Here is a 19,960-nt window from a genome sequence, read left to right on the forward strand (position 1 = left end):
TTGAAAAAGGTTATCATTTTTTTGGTTATTATCATAGGATTGTTCGCAGCTTTATTCTTTGTCAATAAAGCGCAAAATGAGGAAAAATCTGAAGGCAATCCATACGGCAAGGATACGCTTCATCCCGAAACCGTCAAACAGCTGGATGACCCAAATTATCAAAACATCATCCTGCCTGATGAACTTGATAAGAAGCTTGAAGCCGGAGAAGATGTTACGGTTTATTTTTTCAGCCCAACATGCCCTCACTGCGTCCGTACAACACCAGTGGTCGCACCTCTGGCAAAGGATATGGATGTTGATTTAGTACAATACAACCTTCTCGAATTCGAACAAGGCTGGAATGATTACGGAATCGAATCGACTCCAACCATTGTCCAATACAAGGATGGAAAAGAAGTTAACCGGATCGTCGGCTATCAGGAAGAAGCCACTTTTAAAGATTGGTTCAATGAGTACACTCTGAAATAACGAAAAACGCCTGCGATTCGCAGGCGTTTTCTTCTTATAACAAGAGTCTGTTGGCAGCTTTGGCATAAGTACTGATATACTCTAGATGGACATGTTTTGATTCAGAGAACTGACTGTAATTGAAAGGGAAGCAAATTCCGTAGTCCGTCAAGATCTGGACATTTTTACGGAACATGGACTGATATTTTTCGGGAATATGGCCAGACTCCAGGATCGAGATCAACGTCTGCATACTTGTAATGACCTGGAAAGCGTCTCCGAGTGTACTGAATCTCTCGAACTGTTCCGGCCTTGTATGTAACACTTCCAGCATTTCGAATTCATGTATGTCTTCATCCGTGAAGTATAATGGAAAAATATCAGAGTAAAAATAATTCGCAAGCTCTACCACTTTTTCTTCCTGTCCGGGTGTAGACGCATAAACAATTTTCAATGATCGACCCACCTTTTTAACCCTTTGTAATCTAATCGTAATATATATTCCTAGAATAACATATCCATTCCAATTAACTGGGTGGTAATTATGCCCATGCAGGCGGTAAAAGTTGACAAAACCTAAGGTAAAATGGAATCTTATCTTACATACACAAATAAGGAGATTATGATGATTCAGACAAACAAAAAAGGCAACTGGTTTGAAATCACGGTTCCCGGAGAATGGGAAAAATACACACTCGAAACTCTTTTCAAGGACTTTTGGAAGGCACCGAAAAAGCTGGTCCATACCTTCCGGATGGAAAAGAGCGTCTTACTAAATGGACAGGTGCCTGATTGGACACTCCCTCTGAGTAAGAATGAGCGACTAAGCCTCAAGCTTTTTACTGAGGAAGAATCGACTTTCATCCCCCAGTATTTGAATGTTGACATCATTTATGAAGATGATCACCTAATTGTCTTCAATAAGCCCGCGGGAATGGACACCCATCCAAATGCAAATGGTCAGACCGGCACACTTGCTAACGCTGCTGCATTCCATATGCAGGCAAGTGGCGAGGTCAACCGACCGCGCCATATTCATAGACTTGACAGGGATACCACTGGTGCTGTCCTTTTTGCGAAAAATCCCCTGATTGCCGCCATCCTTGATAAGATGCTTGAGGAACGTTCAATCAAAAGAACCTATTTGGCACTGGCAGATGGAATCATCAGGCAGAAAAAAGGAACAATTGATAAACCAATTGGGCGAGACCGCCACCACCCAACTAGAAGGCGTGTATCCGATACAGGCCAGCAAGCGATTACCCATTATAAAGTTTTGGAAAAACTTAAACAGAGAGACCTTACCCTCATCCAGTGTTCATTGGATGCAGGCCGAACCCATCAAATCCGTGTCCACTTCAGCTCCATTGGACACCCGCTGGCTGGAGACGAGCTGTATGGGGGAAGTGATGCCTTCCACCGGCAGGCGCTGCATGCAGTAAAGATGGAATTCACCCACCCGTTTACACAGGAAAAAATAATATGTCATGCTCCTTTTATCGACGAGGAACCGATTTTTATTAATATTGATCCATATGAAATTTGATATTTTGGTGGCAACAAAGAATGACTTTGATCGCTACCCATTCCACACAAAAAAGCCCTTCCGAATTTCGGAAGGGCTCATTTACCTTTTATTAGTCAGCTCTGCGCATGCTCTTCATTACAAGGCTGACGATGAATACTAGTGCGATGGCACCGATCAAGGCTGGAACAATCGCAAAGTCAGCTACTACAGGTCCCCAGTCACCCAGGATTGCTTGTCCAATCCAAGCACCTACAAAACCTGCGATGATGTTACCAATGACTCCGCCTGGAATATCTCTTCCAAGGATTAGTCCTGCTATCCATCCAATAATACCACCGATAATTAATGCCCAAAGAAAACTTAACATAATTGTTCTTCCTCCTTATGATGTGAATGTAATGTAAAGTAGTAGTGCCAGGTGTTCATGCACCCATTTTTCATGCTGCAGTGTTTTTAAAATCAGGCTGTGCTGGTGAAGATTGCTTCCCGGGAGCTTACCAGCTTGCTCTAATTTTATTTTACCTCTTTAACAGTGATGTTAAACATGAGATTCTGCAGCAGACAAGCAGTAAATCTAAGAGGTTGAATCATGTTGTCTTCTGCTTGTACACCTACATTACCACCCTCCGATTGTTTTAAAACCTTCAATTTCCAAATCCTATTTAAAACTTTTCGTTGGGTTTTATCTCTGTTTTTAGTGTATCCATTTTAGAAAATAAAAAACGGACTGATAAAAATTCAGTCCGCTTTTAGCTTATATTAAAAATCGATGTGGTCAGGATCAGCTCCAAACCGCTGATCTTTGTTGAGGCCATCAATCTCTGCCATTTCTTGTTGACTAAGCTTGAAATCGAATACCTCCGCATTTTCTTTCAGCCTTGACGGCGTGACCGATTTGGGGATCGGAATAATTTCATGCTGCAGGTGCCACCTTAAAATAACCTGAGCTGGGGTCTTTCCATGACGGTCGGAGATGCTTCCCAATACAGGTTCATCCAGGAATCTCCCCCTGGATAATGGCGACCATGCTTCCACCTTAATTTCATTTTGACGGCAGAAATTCCGAAGTTCCGTCTGCGCCAGCAATGGATGAAGCTCAACTTGATTGATTACTGGCCTTTCAACACAGTGGCTTAGGAGATCCTGCAAATGATGTATCTTAAAATTGCTGACACCAATAGCCTTTACCCTGCCCTCTTTATAAAGTTTTTCGAGCGCACGCCATGTTTGCAAATACATTCCTTTTACTGGCCAGTGTACCAGATACAAATCCAGATACTTCAGGCCCAGCCTCTCCATACTTTCATCAAATGCTCGCAACGTATTGTCATATCCCTGTTCAGAATTCCAGACCTTCGTGGTAATGAACAATTCTTCTCTTGGGATGCTGCTGTTCCCGATGGCTCTTCCTACACCTTCTTCATTTTGGTAAAAAGAAGCTGTATCAATCAGCCGGTATCCGTAATCCAGTGCTGAATGAATCGTTTCTTCGATTTGTGTCCCTTCCTCTACTTTGTATACACCAAGACCCAGTACAGGCATTTCCACTCCATTATGTAATTTGACTTTGTCAAAAATGCTCTTCATGGAACCCCCTCCTTTTTATCCATTTTATCCCTCATCAAAATGGATTACAAATCAAAGCGGCTGCCGAAAAGCAGCCGCTAAATCTATATAAACGGCTCAATGGCCGAAATCTTCATCTTCTCTCAATATCTAATTTCCCGGCTAAAATTTGTCCTAAACAGCCGGACAAATCACTTTTGAAAAATGGGCTTTTCCCCCTGAAAAAATGTTTAGAGGATGATTAAACAAGGAAATCATTATTAATCCTTTGTTAAGATTGTAAAAAAAGAAACATGTTCTTTATTAAATTCATGTAATTTTTTTCGCAAACATCTTCTTATTTCGACATCTTTAAGCTAAAATAGATTTCGCTTCAAAAATTTATTTTGGATAATAGTGGGGGGACCATAATGGTTTTCAGAAAAAAGGACAAGTTTGCAATCTTGCTTACGGATATTTCCGTGAATCTGAAAGAAAGCAGTGAATATTTTGCTGATTATAAACTCAACAATGCCAGCGATCTAAAAATCTTCACTGAAAAAATGAAGGATATGGAGACGAAAGGTGATAATTTCATCCATGAAGTCATCATGGAACTGAATAATGCGTTCATCACTCCTATCGAAAGAGAAGACATTCTTGCCCTCTCTATGTCAATGGATGATGTTCTTGATGGGATGGAACAATGCGCGAACCTGTTTGATATGTATTCGATCACGAAAGCAGATGAATTCATGATGCAGTTCGTAGCAGCCATCAAGAGTGCTGCATTTGAAATTGAACAAGCCGTTCAGCTGTTGACAACAAAAAAACTTAAACAAATAAGAGAACATGCCATTCGCATTAAGGATCTTGAATCAAAATGTGACGGCGTCCTTCGCCAGTCCATTAAACACCTATTCTCGGTAGAAAAAGATCCAATCAGAATCATTCAGTACAAGGAAATATATGAAGGCCTTGAAGAGATCGCAGACAGCTGTCAGGATGTTGCAAACACTCTTGAAAGCATCGTTATGAAAAACGCGTAAGGAGCCTGAAAAATGGATGTAGTTTTTATAGTAACAGTATTGATTGTTATCGGGGCTCTTGCATTTGACTTCATCAATGGTTTTCACGACACAGCAAATGCGATCGCCACTTCCGTATCAACGAAAGCCCTTAAGCCTCGCCATGCGATTCTACTGGCTGCCATCATGAACTTTGTCGGCGCCATGACTTTTACTGGTGTAGCCAAAACAATTACAAAGGATATTGTTGATCCTTTCACACTTGAAAATGGATCAATCGTGATTTTAGCTGCTTTGATTGCCGCGATTTTCTGGAATCTGTTGACATGGTACTATGGGATCCCGAGCAGTTCTTCGCATGCAATTATCGGTTCTATTGCTGGTGCGGCGATTGCAGCATCTGGATTTAGTGCATTGAATTATGGTGGATTCCTGAAAATTCTTCAGGCGTTGATTATTTCACCACTTTTAGCCTTTGCAATTGGATTTATAGTTTATAGTATTTTTAAAGTCTTGTTTAGGAATAACAATCTTGCAAAGACGAACCGTAATTTCCGTTATTTCCAGGTTGCAACAGCAGCATTGCAGTCATTTACACACGGAACGAATGATGCGCAAAAGGCTATGGGTATCATCACAATGGCCTTGATTGCAAACAACTACCTGACTACAAATGATATCCCGCTATGGGTACAGTTCTCCTGTGCGCTAGCCATGGGTCTTGGTACCTCAATCGGTGGCTGGAAGATCATTAAGACAGTCGGCGGAAATATCATGAAAATCCGTCCAGTGAACGGCGTAGCAGCTGATTTGACAGGTGCGCTGATTATATTTGGAGCGACTTATATCCACTTGCCAGTTAGTACAACCCATGTCATTTCATCTTCCATTCTTGGAGTGGGAACTGCACATAGGGTAAAGGGCGTTAAATGGACTACAGCACAGCGCATGATTATTACATGGGTTATTACCCTGCCAATTTCGGCTACTGTAGCAGCTATCTCGTACTTTATCTTAAATGCTATCTTTTAATGAGTTTCTGTGTTGATGAAAAAAGCCCAGGGCAACTGCCCTGGGCTTCTTATTTAGGTCATTATTTAATGCTGTCGATAGCGCCGATCAGCCTTTTCTCAATATCTGACGCGATGGCTTGCAAGTCCTCATTTTCAACAAGTTTAATTAACTCTGTTGGTTTCGGAAGCCCCACCTTGGTTGCACCGTTTTCTTTATAAACAACAATTTTACATGGAAGGAAATAACTCACGAGCGGATTTTTCTCCAGCACTCTTTTGGCTTCATGCGGATTGCATACTTCAAGGATAATATAGTCTCCGTCAAGCTCTACACCTTTACCAGCCAGTGTTTCCTTCATATTCAGAGACCAAAGGACTCCAAACTTCTCATTTTTCAGGCTTGCTTCAAGTGCCGATACCGCTTCATTCAATGACTTGTCCACTTCAATTGTATGATGGAACATACTTCATCTCTCCTTTCGATTTTAAAATACCTTAAAACACTAGCAGATAAACCACTATAGGTATTATATACATTGTGCCATAGTAAAAAACCGCCGTACAATTTTTTGCATACCGGCGGTAAATAACTTTCTCGTAATCCATTTACATTATGACCTTTCCTGCAGTTCGGAAATCTCCACGGTTGTTCTCTCTTCCAGTGGTCCCCGCAGATGAACAGTCGCGGTCCGTCCATCTTCATTTAAATGATCAATCCAGACAGATGCACCATTATAGACGACATCGATTTCTGCAGATGACGATAAAATTTGCTTTACGCGGTTCAAATCCATTTCCCTACCTCCACAATCCATTTTCTCCACTATTTTAGCTAGAAGCTTTAGTTTTTATGCGGAACATTTAAAGAAAATTTGCATTCGTTGTAACTCAATTCTAATGTTATTTTAGGTCAATCGTCTTCGTAAGCAACGACAAGTACGCTTGAAAATATCCTAATCCTCCTGCCACTAAAATGCCCGTTTGCGTTAAAATAGAAGAAAAGTCTGAAATTCAGGAGGACATTATGCCTGATTGGTCCTATCACACGCTATTTAAACCATGGTTATCAAGGCTTCCCGGAAATGCGGGCAGGGAATTCATTCACAGGGGAATGTCGACGATTGCCAGTATCCCTGGAGGAAAATCATTCATAGAGTTTCTCGGCCATATGAGTCCTTCAGGAAAATTATCCCGCAATCTTTTTGGACTTGAATTCGAAAGCCCTGTTGGATTAAGCGGAAAAATCGACCCAAAATTAACAGGGACTCAAGCATTACAAACGCTTGGGTTTGGAACAATCGAAGTTGGCCCTGTTACCGTTTTACCACGGGATCATGTTGTCGATGCATCACTGGATTCATCAGAAGATGCTCTGATCCTGCCAGAAAACCTGCAGACGATTGGACTTGCAGCCACAATCGACACTCTGAAAAAGAAGCAATTAAGTGTTCCAGTTCTGATCCGACTGGAAGAACCAGAGACGATTGCCAGGCATTTCAAAGGAGTTGGGGATGCATTTGTAATAGAAATCGACTCCTTAAAAAGCCCGGATAATCTGTCACAAATAAAAGCTTTGTTGGATAACAGACCAATTCTTATAGCAGTCAGACATACCGTTGTTCCGGAAACTCTTTCGAAACTTAAGGAAGCCAGTGCCTTTGCTCATGGAATCATGATTGAGGAAGACCGCGCCCTGAGATCAGGCAAACAGGTTCTGGCATTACAGCAAATCAGCGGTATGACCCGTGCTTTATCGATGATAAAAAAAGAAATTGCACTTCCTGTCGTGACTTCGGGAGGAGTTGCCGAACCTGCTGATGCCCTTGAACTTTTCAGAGCAGGAGCAGAACTTGTCTTTCTGTCTGGAGGCTATATCGCATCAGGTCCTGGCCTGCCAAAAAGAATCCAGGAAGCGATGCTTGATACCCGCAAAGAAGAAAAAGATCATCCGGGATGGGCATGGCATTGGCTTTTCGGACTGTTTATTTTACTTGGTGGTTCCATTGTCCTTTTTTATAGTTTGACGAAGGTACTCCTTTTCTATGATGAAGCTTTTATGCAAATGAGCAGGGTTGAATTGATTGCTTATAACTCTAACCTGTATAAATTCATGTCCCATGACCGGATGACCCTGGCGGGAACGATGATTTCCGGCGGGTTTATTTACATGCAGCTTGCCCGCTATGGCATCAGACATGGCATACATTGGACGAGGAAAGCTTTTAATATAGGGTCAATTACAGGATTCCTCGGGATTTTGCTATTCCTCGGATTCGGTTACTTCGACTGGCTGCATGGATTGTTTTGGCTGATTCTGCTCCCTGTTTATCTAATTGGCTACACAAAGACGCGAGGTGCGAATGGGCCGCCATCCTCGAAAAATCGAACAAACCATATTGCCTGGAAAAAAGCATTGTTTGGACAGCTATTATTTGTGATCCTTGGCTTCTCGTTTGTCCTGGGAGGAGTCATTATTTCCACTATCGGGACGACATCAGTATTTGTTGATACCGATCTACAATACATTTGCATGACTCCTGATCAGCTTAATGCATTGAACGAAAAGTTGATCCCGGTCATCGCGCATGATCGAGCAGGCTTCGGCAGCTCACTTTTCAGCGTAGGATTATTGGTGCTGACCCTGGCTTTATGGGGATTCCACGAGGGGGCTGCCTGGGTATGGAGAACTTTTTTGATAGGTGGCATCCCGGCTTTTTCAGCAGGAATCCTCACCCATTTTTATATCGGCTATCTTGATTTTATTCATCTCTTCCCAGCCTATTTTGCACTTGCCCTTTACCTTGGCGGATTATGGCTGACCAGGGACTATTTTAAATTGAGCACCAGGTTGAACCATAAGCAGATGCCATGCAAGACTGCAGACATACCCTAAAAAGGCAATTGTCTGCGGTCTTTTTTTATTTGTACCAAATAAAACCCTTATGAAAAGTGGCTTTGTGTAATAGCAGCACACGCATAAGGATTCTTTTCTTTTTTAACGCTTCCCCCTCTCTATGGCCCATTAGTGAAAGGAAACGGCTATATAAGGGTACAATACAAGCAATATGGGCATTTTACATTTTTTACTGCATTGCCCTATCACAAATTCTCTCCATTTCTTTAAATTCACCCTTGTAAAACTCACTAAAAACGAATATTATATTTATTGTGTCTAAAAAACGTTCGTATTTTGGAGGAACTCATGTTTAAATTAAAAGAGAACAACACAACCATAAAAACTGAAATGATGGCTGGGTTAACAACCTTCTTCACGATGGTTTATATCGTAGTCGTCAATCCGATCATACTTGCTGATGCTGGTGTTCCCTTTGAACAGGTTTTCACGGCGACCATCATCGCTGCAGTCATCGGTACTTTATGGATGGCCTTATTTGCTAATTATCCTATTGCCATCGCTCCAGGCATGGGCCTGAATGCTTATTTTGCCTATTCCGTTGTCGGCAACCATCAAAATATTACGTATGAAACGGCTTTCGCGGCTGTATTTATCGCAGGTTTAATCTTTGTTATCCTTTCGCTGACATCTTTCCGCGAAAAATTGATTGAAGCAATCCCTGTCAACCTCAAGCATGGAATCACTGCCGGAATCGGCCTGTTCATTGCTTTTATCGGCTTGCGCCTGACAGGGATCATCACGGCACATCCGACAAACCTGGTTGCACTTGGTGATCTTCATTCACCTTCCGCACTGCTTGCTTTGGTTGGACTTGCCATTACGCTTATCTTGATGGTACTGAACATCAATGGTGCACTTTTCCTTGGAATGGTTGCCACGGCCCTCATTGCCTTTTTCACTGGACAACTGAACTTTAATGAAGGTTTCATGGCGATGCCTTCCCTGCCCGAGGGAATGATTGTCCTTAATCCATGGACAGCTTTGATGGATGTAATCCAAAACAGCTTATATGCTGTCGTGTTTTCGTTCATCCTTGTGACTATTTTTGATACGACAGGTACAATGATCGGTGTGGCTCATCAAGCAGGATTGATGAAAGGGAATTCCATGCCGCGCGCCCGGGAAGCACTGCTGTCCGACTCGATTGCTACTGCAGCTGGGGCTATGTTCGGGACAAGCCCGACGACAGCTTACATTGAATCGTCTTCAGGTGTGGCAGCAGGCGGACGTACAGGACTAACTTCACTGACAGTTGCTGGCCTGTTCATTCTTGCTGCTTTCTTCGGACCGCTTGTAAGCGCAGTTTCCGGATTGTCGGCTATAACTGCTCCGGCATTAATCATTGTCGGCAGCCTGATGATGGGAAGCATCTCTAAGATCACATGGGATGAACTTGATGAAGCATTCCCAGCTTTTCTGATCATCCTTAGCATGCCGCTAACATCAAGCATTGCTACAGGAATCGCACTTGGCTTCATTTCCTATCCTCTTCTGAAAGTTGTCAGAGGAAGATGGCGTGAGGTCCACCCACTGCTTTATGTTTTCGCAGTCTTGTTCTTTTACCAGCTTGCGTTCCTGCCTCACTAAGGAAAAACTTGCAAATTTAATCGAAGATAGAACCTGCCATTGGCGGGTTCTTTTTTTATCGACTGTTCTAAGGCATGTCTTTTCACAATAAAAATAAGGTGAGACGGACAAGGCTGGTGATAGGGATGACAGGAAAAATTCTTGCTGTGATAGTGGGAAGCTTGTTGCTTGGAGTAGGAGTGAATGGATTTTTGGTACCCCACCATCTCCTGGATGGCGGTATGATCGGGATTGGGTTGATCATTCATTATTTTTACGGTTTTCCTGCAGGTCTCACGATGATCCTCCTGAGCATACCTCTATTCTTATTGGCATGGATACTGGAACGAAAATACTTTTTTCATAGCTTGTATGGTTTGTTGGCGTCAAGCTTGTTCATTGATTTATTCGTACCAGTGAAACGCGCAATACACTTAGGCATTTTGCCAAGTGCATTCATGGGAGGTATTTTGGTAGGCTGTGGAATCGGCTTGATGCTTCGTTATGAAACGAGCACCGGAGGAACGGATTTATTTGCCCAATTGATTCATAAATTTTTCCCTCTTAATGTCGGATTCATGATTTTCATAATTGATGGAGTAGTGGTTTTGTCAGGACTGAAGGTGATTGGGATGGAAAAATTCATTTTTTCTCTGCTCACCATAACCTGTGCAGGATTTATGACATCGTTGTGCGTGATTAAGCGAAGGATCGTTTACTGATTTTTTTGTGAAAAGATGACTTAAAAATCTTTTCCGTTGATCGCAATGTAATCACAATAAAAAAGCCAGCCAAAAACTTACTTGGCTGGCTTTTTTGCATTATTAAGCTTCCGCTTCAATTTTCTGATTCATATCTGTATAGACAGTAGAATCGATTTCTTTTGTAATCCTGCTAGTCAATATGCCTGATGTCATCGATCCGCTGACATTTACCGCTGTGCGGCCCATATCAATCAATGGCTCAATTGAAATCAGCAAGCCGGCAAGACCGACTGGCAGATTCAATGCAGAGAGCACAAGCAATGCAGCGAATGTGGCTCCTCCTCCAACACCGGCTACCCCAAAGGAACTGATTGCCACAATTATAATCACTGTCGCCAGGAATGATGGTGACAATGGATCGATTCCTACTGTCGGCGCAATCATGACTGCCAGCATAGCAGGATAAATTCCGGCACAGCCGTTTTGGCCGATTGATAGGCCAAACGATCCTGCAAAGTTCGCGATTCCCTCTGGAACACCAAGTGAGCGCTGGGTTTTGATATTCAATGGCAGCGCCCCTGCACTCGTCCTTGAAGTGAAGGCAAACGCAAGCACAGGAAATGCTTTCTTAACATAAGTGACCGGATTCAATCCAGCAATCGTCAATAATAGCAAGTGGATGATGAACATGATGGCAAGCGCGACATAAGAAGCGGCTACGAACTTACCCAATTTGAGGATTGCATCGAAATCACTTAAGGCAACTGTCTTGGTCATGATCGCAAGAACACCATACGGAGTCAGCCTCAGAATCAGTGTCACGACCCTCATGATGACTGCATAGAAAGCATCCACTATCTTAGCGAACAGCTCTGCCTGGTCCGGAGACTTCCTTCTGACTCCAAGGAAGGCGATCCCCAGGAATGCAGCGAAAATCACGACAGATATTGTAGAAGTTGGCCTTGCTCCTGTGAAGTCCAGGAATGGATTGGCCGGCAGGAGATCGAGAATTTGCTGCGGCATTGTCCGCCCCTCAATCCCGCCATATGTCTCCTCCAGTGCAGCTGCACGCGCCTGTTCAGCATCTCCCTGCGTGATTTGGACCGCTTCGAGATCGAAGCCGACAGCCGTGGCAATCCCCACAGCTGCCGCAACCGCCGTGGTACCGACCAGAAGTCCAAGGATCAGCGTGCTTATCTTGCCAATATTATTGGTCAGTTTCAGCTTAGTAAAAGCCGTAAGAATTGATATGAACACGAGCGGCATGACAACCATCTGCAGGAATTTCACATATCCGCTGCCAACGATAGAAAACCAGTCGGCACTCTTGGTGATGATTTCCGAACCTGCCCCATAGATTAATTGCAGTGCGAAACCGAAGATAATTCCAATTCCGAGCGCAATGAATACCCTTTTAGAAAAAGATACATGCTTTTTTTGCAAGTAAAAAAGAATAGCTATAATACCCAGCATGATTGCAATATTTAAAATCACTAATCCAGTAGTCACTCATTTCCCCTCCTATGTTATCAATCTCGAATAATATAATACATGTATTCTGATAAGTCAACTCGGAATTAAAATCTTCTCCTCCTTTTCCTAAATTTTTATACAGTATACTTTATGACTGTGTCATAGGTTACATGCATCGCAAAAAATTAAAAAAGGATGCCCGCCTGAATCCCAGGGAACACCCTCTACATCTCTGTCTGTCCTCTACTTCAAATTTTCAACCAGTTTTTCTATTTTGCTCCTGTTATTTTCAAATCCGATCAGAACTTTTTTGTTTTTAAAGAACCATAGCTTTGAGTTTGTAAAAATGAATGCTGGAACTATTACAGTCCCAGTCATATCTTTAAGTTTCTTTTCCTTTTCAGGTTCATCCTGCACATTGATTTCTTCATAAGGTACTTGGTTATGCGAAAGAAACTCCTTCGCCTCCTGGCAGTCTGTTCACATGGGACGAGTGAATAGTGTTAATGCACTTTTTGACATTTCCTTGCCCTCCTAAACCATACTCTTAACGGTATTATATATTCCAAAAGTCCAGCCAAGCCAATATTTAGCCTATTTAATCTTTAGGGAAGACCATCCTTACCTAATTTCTCACTAAAAGTCCATTAAACATAAAATAGAGCAAGCTAATTAAAAATCCTCACTTTATTGCTTTTTATGTTAAAGTAAAAGAAATATATCCGAATAATTTGTCTTTAAAATGGGGCTTGTGCTCACTTGATGACTGGGGATTAAAATATGAACCTTTTAACAGTTCTAGTATTGAATCTAATCTTCATCCTGATCACTACTTTTGTTTTCCAATACATTATCATCAATAAGTTTAAAGCATTATATCAAAGGCTCGACAAACTGTTGATAGTCTTGTTGGCAGGAAGCCAGATCGTTTTTTGCATGACTTTTACGCTGATAAACAACCCTGATTTCATTTTTGACTTACGGTTGATTCCTGTAGTTGTCGGAGGCCTGTATGGCGGTCCAATTGTAAGCATCCTGCTTTTCGTAATCGTTGCCCTGGCCAGGTTTCCCTTTGGCGGCGATGGTGTATGGGTCAATTTTTTCAATATGCTGACCATTACCGTTTTTACATCATACATATCTTTAAAATTCCGGAGTTTCCCTCTTGCTAAAAAGCTTTATACGGTAGTGGCTGTTGCTATTTCCTATACCCTCCTCATTTTCCTGATGAAAGCAGCTGTGTTTAAAGACCCTAATGACATTCAGTTTATGGTCATATACGGCGTAACTCTGACAGTGGGGATATTTATAATTGTTTACTATATTGAAATTATGAAGCAAAATCTTGTTTTACATAATGCTGTAATCAAATCGGATAAAATTGAAGTCGTTTCTCAGCTGGCTGCTAGTGTCAGTCATGAGGTCCGCAATCCGCTGACCGTAACCAGAGGATTTTTACAGATGCTGAAGGATCCCTCCATAGAGGAAGAGAAACGGCTTTATTATCTGAATACTGCCATCGATGAACTTGATCGGGCAGAGACAATCATAAAGGATTACCTAAGTTTTGCCAAACCGCAATCCGGGATAGCTTCATCAATTTGTGTGAAGGAAGAGATTGAAAAAGCAATGGAACTCATCATTCCTTACGCTAATCATTTCTCGGTCAGCATAAAAAGGGACCTTATGGAGGGAATGTTTGTTTCCGGTGAAGCTTCAAAATTCCATCAGTGTATATTGAATATCATAAAAAATGGCATAGAAGCTATGCCCAATGGCGGGGATCTTGAGATCGGCTGCAGGACGGAGGGCAAGCAAGCCACCATCTCCATAAAAGATACAGGATGCGGCATGACCCCGCAGCAGCTATCCAGGCTTGGAGAACCCTATTTTTCCACCAAGGCTGAAAAAGGCACTGGACTCGGCATGATGGTGGTTTATAAAATCATTGATGAAATGAACGGCAGGATCGAGGTAAAAAGCAAATTGGAACAAGGAACTATATTTAAGATTGATTTGCCACTATATGATACGGAAAAACGGGAGATATAATCATCTCCCGTTTTTTAGTCTTCTATCAGGTTAAGGACTGGCACGTCTTTTTCCAATTCCGGTTCAGATTTTGAATAAACCCTTGCCATCTTTGTTTTCTCGTCAACATGCTGGATAATGACGGGAGATCCATCATATGTCACATTGATCAAATCAGCTGATTCAACAATTTCCTTTGCTCGGCCAACATTCATTTTGAGTCCCTCCTTGATGATAACAAATATAATTTATGCGTAATCATATCATGCTATCCAAGAATCCGGCCCAAACATTAAATCTTGAAATTCAGTCTGATCACATTTGCTTTTCTTAAGGTTTCATAGATAATCACAATGATCGGGCCGGCGAAAATACCCGCTATCCCCAGCAGTTTCAGGCCGATATACATGCTGATCAAAGAAGCAAGCGGAGAAATCCCAAGGCTGGAAGAATAAATCTTGGGCTCTATCACCCTCCGGACAACCGTGATGACTAAGAACAGGATGATCAACCCGATCCCGAGAAAATTATTATCCTGAAGAATCGCGATGACAGCCCAGGGAACCAGCACCGAACCTGTCCCGAGGATCGGCAGGATATCAACTGCCACAATTAACAGTGACAGGAGGCCGGTATACTTCACCCCAAGTATACTCATGCCAGCCATAGCCATTACAAAGGTGACAAAACTCAGGATGATCTGCGCTTTTAAAAATCCGATTCCCGCCTTGTTTAACTGGCTGCCGACTAGAAAAACCTTTTGCCGGGTCTGTTCCTTCAAGTGGGACTCAAGTTTCAATTTCAGCTTAGGAAGTTCAAGACTGAACAAGAATAACGCAATTAAATATACAAGGAATTCAATCATGAATCCAGGGATTGCCGCAAGCAAATTGATAATGCCTGCAACGGCTTGCTGAAGAAAGGAATCGAGTGCATTAATATTTTTTTCGATTGTTTGCTCAATTTGCGTAATTACTTCCACCGGGAAATTTTGCGAGTAGAATTCCCATTTATGCATTAATGGCAAAATCGCTGTCCGGTAAATATCCCTTACAAAGGTTGGCGTCTTTTCCGATAATGATACTGCCTGGTGTGCGATAATTGAGACAAGATTATATCCAATCACTCCCAACAGGAGAACAAATCCGAGGAACACAGCGATCACAGCTTGGAGTCGCTGAAAAGAAAATCTTTTTATGATCCACTGAACCGCTCCTTCTAACATGACTGCGGTCAGGAAGGCAAAAATGAGCGGCAAGCTGTAAGGAATAAGAAGGAAGATGACTGCTGCAGCCACTCCAATCATTAACCATTTTTTCCACATAATCTATACTCCCTTTTAAAAAACTAAATCTGTAATAGCTTTAAAATTACTATAAACCATCTTGGCCTTTACTGCTATTTTTTCCGCCAGATATTTTTGTTTCTCCCTCTTGCAGGGTATAAAGGTAAAAATGATTAGTGAGGAGATTTTATGGAGGAACAATTCAATTTTTCGAGCCCGCTGGAAAAAGACTTCTTTCAGCAGCCGACCCTAGACTTGGCTGCTTCCCTGCTGGGCTGCATCCTGGTAAAAGAAACCGAAGAAGGGACAGCCGCCGGCATCATTGTCGAGACGGAAGCCTATATCGGCCCTATGGATCAAGCGGCACACAGCTATAATAATCGCAGGACACCGAGGACTGAAATCATGTTCCAAGGGGCTGGATTGGCCTATACGTATGTCATGCACACCCACACCCTATTCAATGTTGTCAGTGGAAAGGCAGGCAATCCAGAAGCTGTGTTAATCCGTGGAGTGGAACCATTATCAGGTCTGGATTTAATGGTCAAGCGACGGGGCATGCCGGAATCAGCCAATCTCACCAATGGTCCAGGGAAGCTGACAAAAGCGCTCGGGATCACTATGTCAGATTACGGACATCACTTAACGAAGGAACCACTTTACATCGCACCGGGGTTCTTACCAGATAGCATTTCATCAGGCAAAAGAATCGGCATCGATAATTCCGGAGAAGCGAGAGACTATCCATGGCGGTTCTGGATTACCGGTAACAGCTGTGTTTCCCGTCACCAGAAGGCCGAAAAAACATTTGTGAACAATGGAGGGTCAAAATGAAAAAAAAAGCGATATTCTTGGACAGGGACGGTGTCCTAAATGAAGTACTATCTCACCGGGTAAAATTCGTCAACTCCCCGGAAGACCTGTACCTCCTTGAAGGTGCAGCCGAAGCCGTTGCGGAACTGAGCAAAGCTGGTTATGAAATTTTTGTTGTCACAAACCAGGGTGGCGTCGGTCTGGGATTTTTAAAAGAAAAACGTCTACACGAAATTCATGACACTATGATTGAGATGATTAAGGAACATGGTGGCCACATCAAGGAGGTTGCCTACTGCCCTCACAAGCCAAAAGCCGGTTGCGAGTGCCGAAAACCGAACGCCGGCATGCTTCTCGACCTCGCCAGCAGGCATGAGATCAACCTGGAAGGAAGCGTCATGGTTGGCGACCACGAACGCGATATTGAAGCCGGCAAAAAAGCAGGTTGCAAAACCGTCTTTATTGGCTCGGAAGATACAAGTGCAGACAAAAAAGCCCCTTCACTCCAGGCAGCCGTTCCATTCATTCTCGAACTTTTAGATGAAGAATAACTTACATTGTTAAAACCGCTGCCTGTGGAGAACTGGCAGCGGTTTTGAATTTAAACTTGCGACATTCTATTTGCCGGTCAGGTAAGTGTTGCCCGGAAATTAAGATGGCTTTTCGATTCCGGGAACAGGTTTTAGCGTGACTGCTATTTTTGTGACCGGAATTCTGGCTTCGCTCTCTTTTCGGGCACATATTCTTCTTTTATGTGACCGTTATCCGTGGACTGCACAGTTTTCGAGCACATATTTCTCTTTTATGTGACCGTCATCCGCGGATTGCACAGTTTTCGGGCACATATTTCTCTTTTATGTGACCGTCATCCACGGACTGCACAGTTTTCGGGCACATATTTCTCTTTTATGTGACCCTCATCCGCGGATTGCACAGTTTTCGGGCACATATTTCTCTTTTATGTGACCGTTATCCGTGGACTGCACAGTTTTCGAGCACATTTTCTCTTTTATGTGACCGTCATCCGCGGATTGCACAGTTTTCGGGCACATATTTCTCTTTTATGTGACCATAATCTAGGGACAGCCATCTTTTCGGGCACATATTTCTCTTTTATGTGACCGTCATCCGCGGATTGCACAGTTTTCGGGCACATATTACAATTAAAACCTCATTCCCCTCTCAAAACCGACTAACCCACGAGAATCATTCTATCCCGAGCCATCCATCAAGAGGCACTTATCTTCGTCAATGAACGCCCGAGTTCGAGCGCTCGCCGATTAATATCCAATAGGGAATGTTTTTCCGGCGCAAGCACTTTTTTCAACGCTTCCAAGATCGATTCATCTGGAAGGATTCCCGTTTCTTCTAAAAATGCGCCAAGAAGAATCATATTGGCGACTTTCGGGTTGCCAAGTTCATTGGCCTTCTCTGTTGCGTTGATATTCAACACCCTGATATCGGTTCTTTCCGTTCTTTTTGAAATTAATGAGGAGTTTACTATGAGTAATCCTCCAGCCCTTACAACTGGCTCGAATTTTTCATAAGAAGGATTGTTCAGGACAATGGCTGTTGTCGGGCTAGAAACCAGCGGCGAACCAACCTGCTGCTCACTGACAACTACTGCACAGTTTGCGGTACCCCCTCGCTGCTCAGGTCCGTAAGAAGGAAGCCATGATACAAACTTGCCCTCTGTCATTCCGGCATAGGCAATCAATTGGCCCATCGACATGACCCCCTGGCCGCCAAAGCCGGCAATCAGAATTTCTTCCATCAGCGAACATCCCCCTTCTGAACATCCTTATATACACCGAGAGGATAAGCAGGCACCATATTGTCCTTGATCCAATCTAGTGATTCATTCGGATCCAGCCCCCAGTTCGTTGGACAGCTTGAAAGTACCTCGACCATCGAGAAGCCAAGCCCCTGCTTCTGTGTTTCGAATGCTTTGCGGATCGCTTTCTTTGCTTTTAGGATATTCGGGACATCGTGCGAGGAAACCCTTTCGATATAAGCTGTGCCATCCAATGTTGCCAGCATTTCACTAACCCTGATCGGCAGTCCCTGAATGCTCGCATTCCGGCCAAATGGAGTTGTCGCCGTTTTCTGGCCAACCAGTGTGGTCGGCGCCATTTGTCCGCCTGTCATCCCATAAATCGCGTTGTTGACGAAGATGACGGTAATGTTTTCCCCCCGTGCTGCTGCATGGACCGCTTCGGCAATCCCAATCGAAGCCAGGTCGCCATCCCCCTGGTAGGTAAAAACAAATCGGTCTGGGAGGACGCGCTTGATCCCGGTCGCTACTGCGGGAGCCCGGCCATGCGCTGCCTGTGTCATATCACAATTGAAATATTCGTAAGACAGCACCGAACATCCAACCGATGCTACTCCGACCGTATCCTCGAGGATGCCCATTTCTTCCAGCACTTCTCCTACCATCCTGTGGATGATTCCATGCGTACAGCCAGGACAGTAATGGGTCTGGGTATCCGTCAGCCCCGCTGTTTTCTCGAACACCGTTTTCATCGTCATACCACAACACCCCCGGCCAGCTTGATGATCTGATCATAGATTTCTTCCTGCGTCGGCACTACCCCGCCAGTCCGGCCGAAAAATGAAACAGGAGCTTTGCCCTCGACAGCCAGCCTGACATCCTCGACCATCTGTCCGGCACTCATCTCAACCGAAAGAAAGCCCTTCACCCGGTCGCGGGTCTCAACAAACGGCAATTCAGGGAATGGCCATAGTGTAATTGGGCGGATCATGCCGATTTTCAGTCCGTCTTTACGCGCTTTGTTGATTGCATTCATGGCAATCCTTGCGGCGGTTCCATAAGCCGTTACGATATATTCTGCATCCTCTGTTTCATACGTCTCATATCTGACTTCATTTTGCTGAATCAGCGCAAATTTTTTCTGAAGATGTTTATTGCGTTTTTCCAGGGCATCAGCATTTAATTCTAGTGAAGTGATGACCCTCGGCTTGCCGTCCCCGCGGGTTCCTGTCGTTGCCCATTCCTTCTGCTCCGGTTCCCTTTCTTTTAGCTCCTTGAACTCGACAGGCTCCATCATCTGTCCAAGCATGCCATCCCCAAGCAGGATAACAGGCGTCCGATAGCGGTCGGCAATATCAAATGCTGCTTCCGTCAGGTCTATGATTTCCTGGAGAGTAGATGGCGCCAGGACTGGTGTATGATAGTCGCCATGTCCTCCGCCCTTTGTTACCTGGAAATAATCCGATTGAGCCGGCTGGATGTTCCCAAGCCCAGGGCCGCCCCGCATAACATTCACGATCAGCGCCGGAAGCTCAGCCCCAACAAGATAGGAGATTCCTTCCTGCTTAAGGCTAAAGCCCGGGCTTGAAGAAGACGTCATCACGCGAACTCCGGTTCCTGCCGCACCATACACCATATTTATCGCAGCCACTTCACTTTCCGCCTGTAAAAATAACCCGCCAACCTCGGGCAGCCTTCTGGCCATATAGGCTACAAGCTCACTCTGCGGGGTAATCGGATAACCGAAAAAATACTTGCAGCCCGCATGGACAGCAGCTTCGGCGATCACCTCATTACCCTTCATCAGTACTTTCCCCATTGTCATCTCTCCTT

The 19,960-nt window shown here is 43.7% G+C and carries 21 protein-coding genes and 1 pseudogene; 10 read left to right on the forward strand and 12 right to left on the reverse strand.

Annotated elements, in window-relative coordinates:
• Positions 1 to 471 carry a thioredoxin family protein gene (locus M3593_RS20465; protein WP_144474353.1) on the forward strand — a complete coding sequence of 157 codons (471 nt, stop codon included), beginning with the start codon at positions 1 to 3 and terminating at the stop codon, positions 469 to 471.
• Positions 472 to 505: 34 nt separating this feature from the next.
• Here the strand turns inward: M3593_RS20465 and M3593_RS20470 are convergent, their stop codons facing one another.
• Positions 506 to 904: a YhcU family protein gene (locus M3593_RS20470; protein ID WP_251544634.1), complete on the reverse strand. Its 399-nt coding sequence runs from the start codon at positions 902 to 904 to the stop codon at positions 506 to 508.
• 171 nt (positions 905 to 1,075) lie between these two features.
• Here M3593_RS20470 and M3593_RS20475 point away from each other — a divergent pair, with 171 nt between their 5' ends.
• The gene (locus M3593_RS20475; RefSeq protein WP_251544648.1) at positions 1,076 to 1,996 is read left to right on the forward strand and encodes an RluA family pseudouridine synthase; all 921 of its coding nucleotides are present in this window, start codon (positions 1,076 to 1,078) and stop codon (positions 1,994 to 1,996) included.
• 91 nt (positions 1,997 to 2,087) lie between these two features.
• Here the strand turns inward: M3593_RS20475 and M3593_RS20480 are convergent, their stop codons facing one another.
• Entirely contained in the window at positions 2,088 to 2,345 is a 258-nt protein-coding gene (locus M3593_RS20480) for a GlsB/YeaQ/YmgE family stress response membrane protein (protein WP_144474349.1), read from the reverse strand.
• 392 nt (positions 2,346 to 2,737) lie between these two features.
• The gene (locus M3593_RS20485) at positions 2,738 to 3,565 is read right to left on the reverse strand and encodes an aldo/keto reductase (protein WP_251544635.1); all 828 of its coding nucleotides are present in this window, start codon (positions 3,563 to 3,565) and stop codon (positions 2,738 to 2,740) included.
• 389 nt (positions 3,566 to 3,954) lie between these two features.
• On the opposite strand from M3593_RS20485, the gene M3593_RS20490 reads away from it, so the two are divergent.
• Positions 3,955 to 4,572, forward strand: coding sequence for a DUF47 domain-containing protein (locus M3593_RS20490; RefSeq protein WP_251544636.1), 618 nt, complete (start codon positions 3,955 to 3,957; stop codon positions 4,570 to 4,572).
• 12 nt (positions 4,573 to 4,584) lie between these two features.
• Positions 4,585 to 5,583 (forward strand): inorganic phosphate transporter, encoded by a 999-nt coding sequence (locus M3593_RS20495; protein ID WP_144474343.1) that lies wholly within the window; start codon positions 4,585 to 4,587, stop codon positions 5,581 to 5,583.
• A 61-nt stretch (positions 5,584 to 5,644) separates the two neighbouring features.
• On the opposite strand, the gene M3593_RS20500 is transcribed toward M3593_RS20495, so the two are convergent.
• Positions 5,645 to 6,028, reverse strand: a complete 384-nt coding sequence (locus M3593_RS20500; protein ID WP_144474341.1) for a DUF302 domain-containing protein — start codon at positions 6,026 to 6,028, stop codon at positions 5,645 to 5,647.
• A gap of 147 nt (positions 6,029 to 6,175) precedes the next feature.
• The gene (locus M3593_RS20505; protein WP_144474339.1) at positions 6,176 to 6,358 is read right to left on the reverse strand and encodes an H-type small acid-soluble spore protein; all 183 of its coding nucleotides are present in this window, start codon (positions 6,356 to 6,358) and stop codon (positions 6,176 to 6,178) included.
• A 230-nt stretch (positions 6,359 to 6,588) separates the two neighbouring features.
• Here M3593_RS20505 and M3593_RS20510 point away from each other — a divergent pair, with 230 nt between their 5' ends.
• From M3593_RS20510 to M3593_RS20520, 3 genes are all read left to right on the forward strand, one after another.
• Positions 6,589 to 8,457, forward strand: coding sequence for a dihydroorotate dehydrogenase (locus M3593_RS20510; protein ID WP_251544637.1), 1,869 nt, complete (start codon positions 6,589 to 6,591; stop codon positions 8,455 to 8,457).
• 309 nt (positions 8,458 to 8,766) lie between these two features.
• The gene (locus M3593_RS20515) at positions 8,767 to 10,068 is read left to right on the forward strand and encodes an NCS2 family permease (protein WP_144474335.1); all 1,302 of its coding nucleotides are present in this window, start codon (positions 8,767 to 8,769) and stop codon (positions 10,066 to 10,068) included.
• A gap of 125 nt (positions 10,069 to 10,193) precedes the next feature.
• Positions 10,194 to 10,769, forward strand: coding sequence for a YitT family protein (locus M3593_RS20520; RefSeq protein WP_144474333.1), 576 nt, complete (start codon positions 10,194 to 10,196; stop codon positions 10,767 to 10,769).
• A gap of 102 nt (positions 10,770 to 10,871) precedes the next feature.
• Here the strand turns inward: M3593_RS20520 and M3593_RS20525 are convergent, their stop codons facing one another.
• A complete protein-coding gene (locus M3593_RS20525) occupies positions 10,872 to 12,224 on the reverse strand; it encodes an L-cystine transporter (protein ID WP_285848137.1) in 1,353 nt (450 codons plus the stop codon).
• Positions 12,225 to 12,467: 243 nt separating this feature from the next.
• A pseudogene (locus M3593_RS20530) lies at positions 12,468 to 12,689 on the reverse strand (glutaredoxin family protein); the annotation flags it as partial.
• Between the two features lie 315 nt (positions 12,690 to 13,004).
• Between M3593_RS20530 and M3593_RS20535 the strand changes: the two are divergent.
• Entirely contained in the window at positions 13,005 to 14,276 is a 1,272-nt protein-coding gene (locus M3593_RS20535) for an ATP-binding protein (RefSeq protein WP_144474327.1), read from the forward strand.
• Positions 14,277 to 14,290: 14 nt separating this feature from the next.
• On the opposite strand, the gene M3593_RS20540 is transcribed toward M3593_RS20535, so the two are convergent.
• Both M3593_RS20540 and ytvI read right to left on the reverse strand, forming a co-directional pair.
• A complete protein-coding gene (locus M3593_RS20540) occupies positions 14,291 to 14,470 on the reverse strand; it encodes an H-type small acid-soluble spore protein (protein WP_144474325.1) in 180 nt (59 codons plus the stop codon).
• A 77-nt stretch (positions 14,471 to 14,547) separates the two neighbouring features.
• Positions 14,548 to 15,579, reverse strand: a complete 1,032-nt coding sequence (gene ytvI / locus M3593_RS20545; RefSeq protein ID WP_144474323.1) for a sporulation integral membrane protein YtvI — start codon at positions 15,577 to 15,579, stop codon at positions 14,548 to 14,550.
• A gap of 150 nt (positions 15,580 to 15,729) precedes the next feature.
• Between ytvI and M3593_RS20550 the strand changes: the two genes are divergently transcribed.
• Together M3593_RS20550 and M3593_RS20555 are read left to right on the forward strand one after the other, a co-directional pair.
• Positions 15,730 to 16,374 (forward strand): DNA-3-methyladenine glycosylase, encoded by a 645-nt coding sequence (locus tag M3593_RS20550; RefSeq protein ID WP_251544638.1) that lies wholly within the window; start codon positions 15,730 to 15,732, stop codon positions 16,372 to 16,374.
• On the forward strand, positions 16,371 to 16,904 hold the full coding sequence (locus M3593_RS20555) for a D-glycero-alpha-D-manno-heptose-1,7-bisphosphate 7-phosphatase (protein ID WP_144474319.1): 534 nt from the start codon (positions 16,371 to 16,373) through the stop codon (positions 16,902 to 16,904). Before M3593_RS20550 ends, M3593_RS20555 begins: the two co-directional genes overlap by 4 nt.
• A gap of 677 nt (positions 16,905 to 17,581) precedes the next feature.
• Here M3593_RS20555 and M3593_RS20560 read toward each other — a convergent pair.
• Genes M3593_RS20560 through M3593_RS20570 form a run of 3 tightly spaced genes read right to left on the reverse strand, consistent with a single transcriptional unit; the run spans position 17,582 to position 19,946 of the window.
• Complete coding sequence (locus M3593_RS20560; RefSeq protein WP_251544639.1) at positions 17,582 to 18,127, reverse strand: 2-oxoacid:ferredoxin oxidoreductase subunit gamma family protein; 546 nt, start codon at positions 18,125 to 18,127, stop codon at positions 17,582 to 17,584.
• Positions 18,127 to 18,885 (reverse strand): thiamine pyrophosphate-dependent enzyme, encoded by a 759-nt coding sequence (locus tag M3593_RS20565; RefSeq protein ID WP_251544640.1) that lies wholly within the window; start codon positions 18,883 to 18,885, stop codon positions 18,127 to 18,129. The genes M3593_RS20560 and M3593_RS20565 overlap by 1 nt, the downstream gene beginning before the upstream one ends.
• Positions 18,882 to 19,946, reverse strand: a complete 1,065-nt coding sequence (locus M3593_RS20570; RefSeq protein WP_144474315.1) for a 3-methyl-2-oxobutanoate dehydrogenase subunit VorB — start codon at positions 19,944 to 19,946, stop codon at positions 18,882 to 18,884. Before M3593_RS20570 ends, M3593_RS20565 begins: the two co-directional genes overlap by 4 nt.
• Positions 19,947 to 19,960: the final 14 nt, after the last annotated feature.

This window comes from Mesobacillus sp. MER 48, assembly GCF_023714225.1.
GTDB classification, from domain to species: Bacteria; Bacillota; Bacilli; order Bacillales; family Cytobacillaceae; genus Mesobacillus; species Mesobacillus oceanisediminis_A.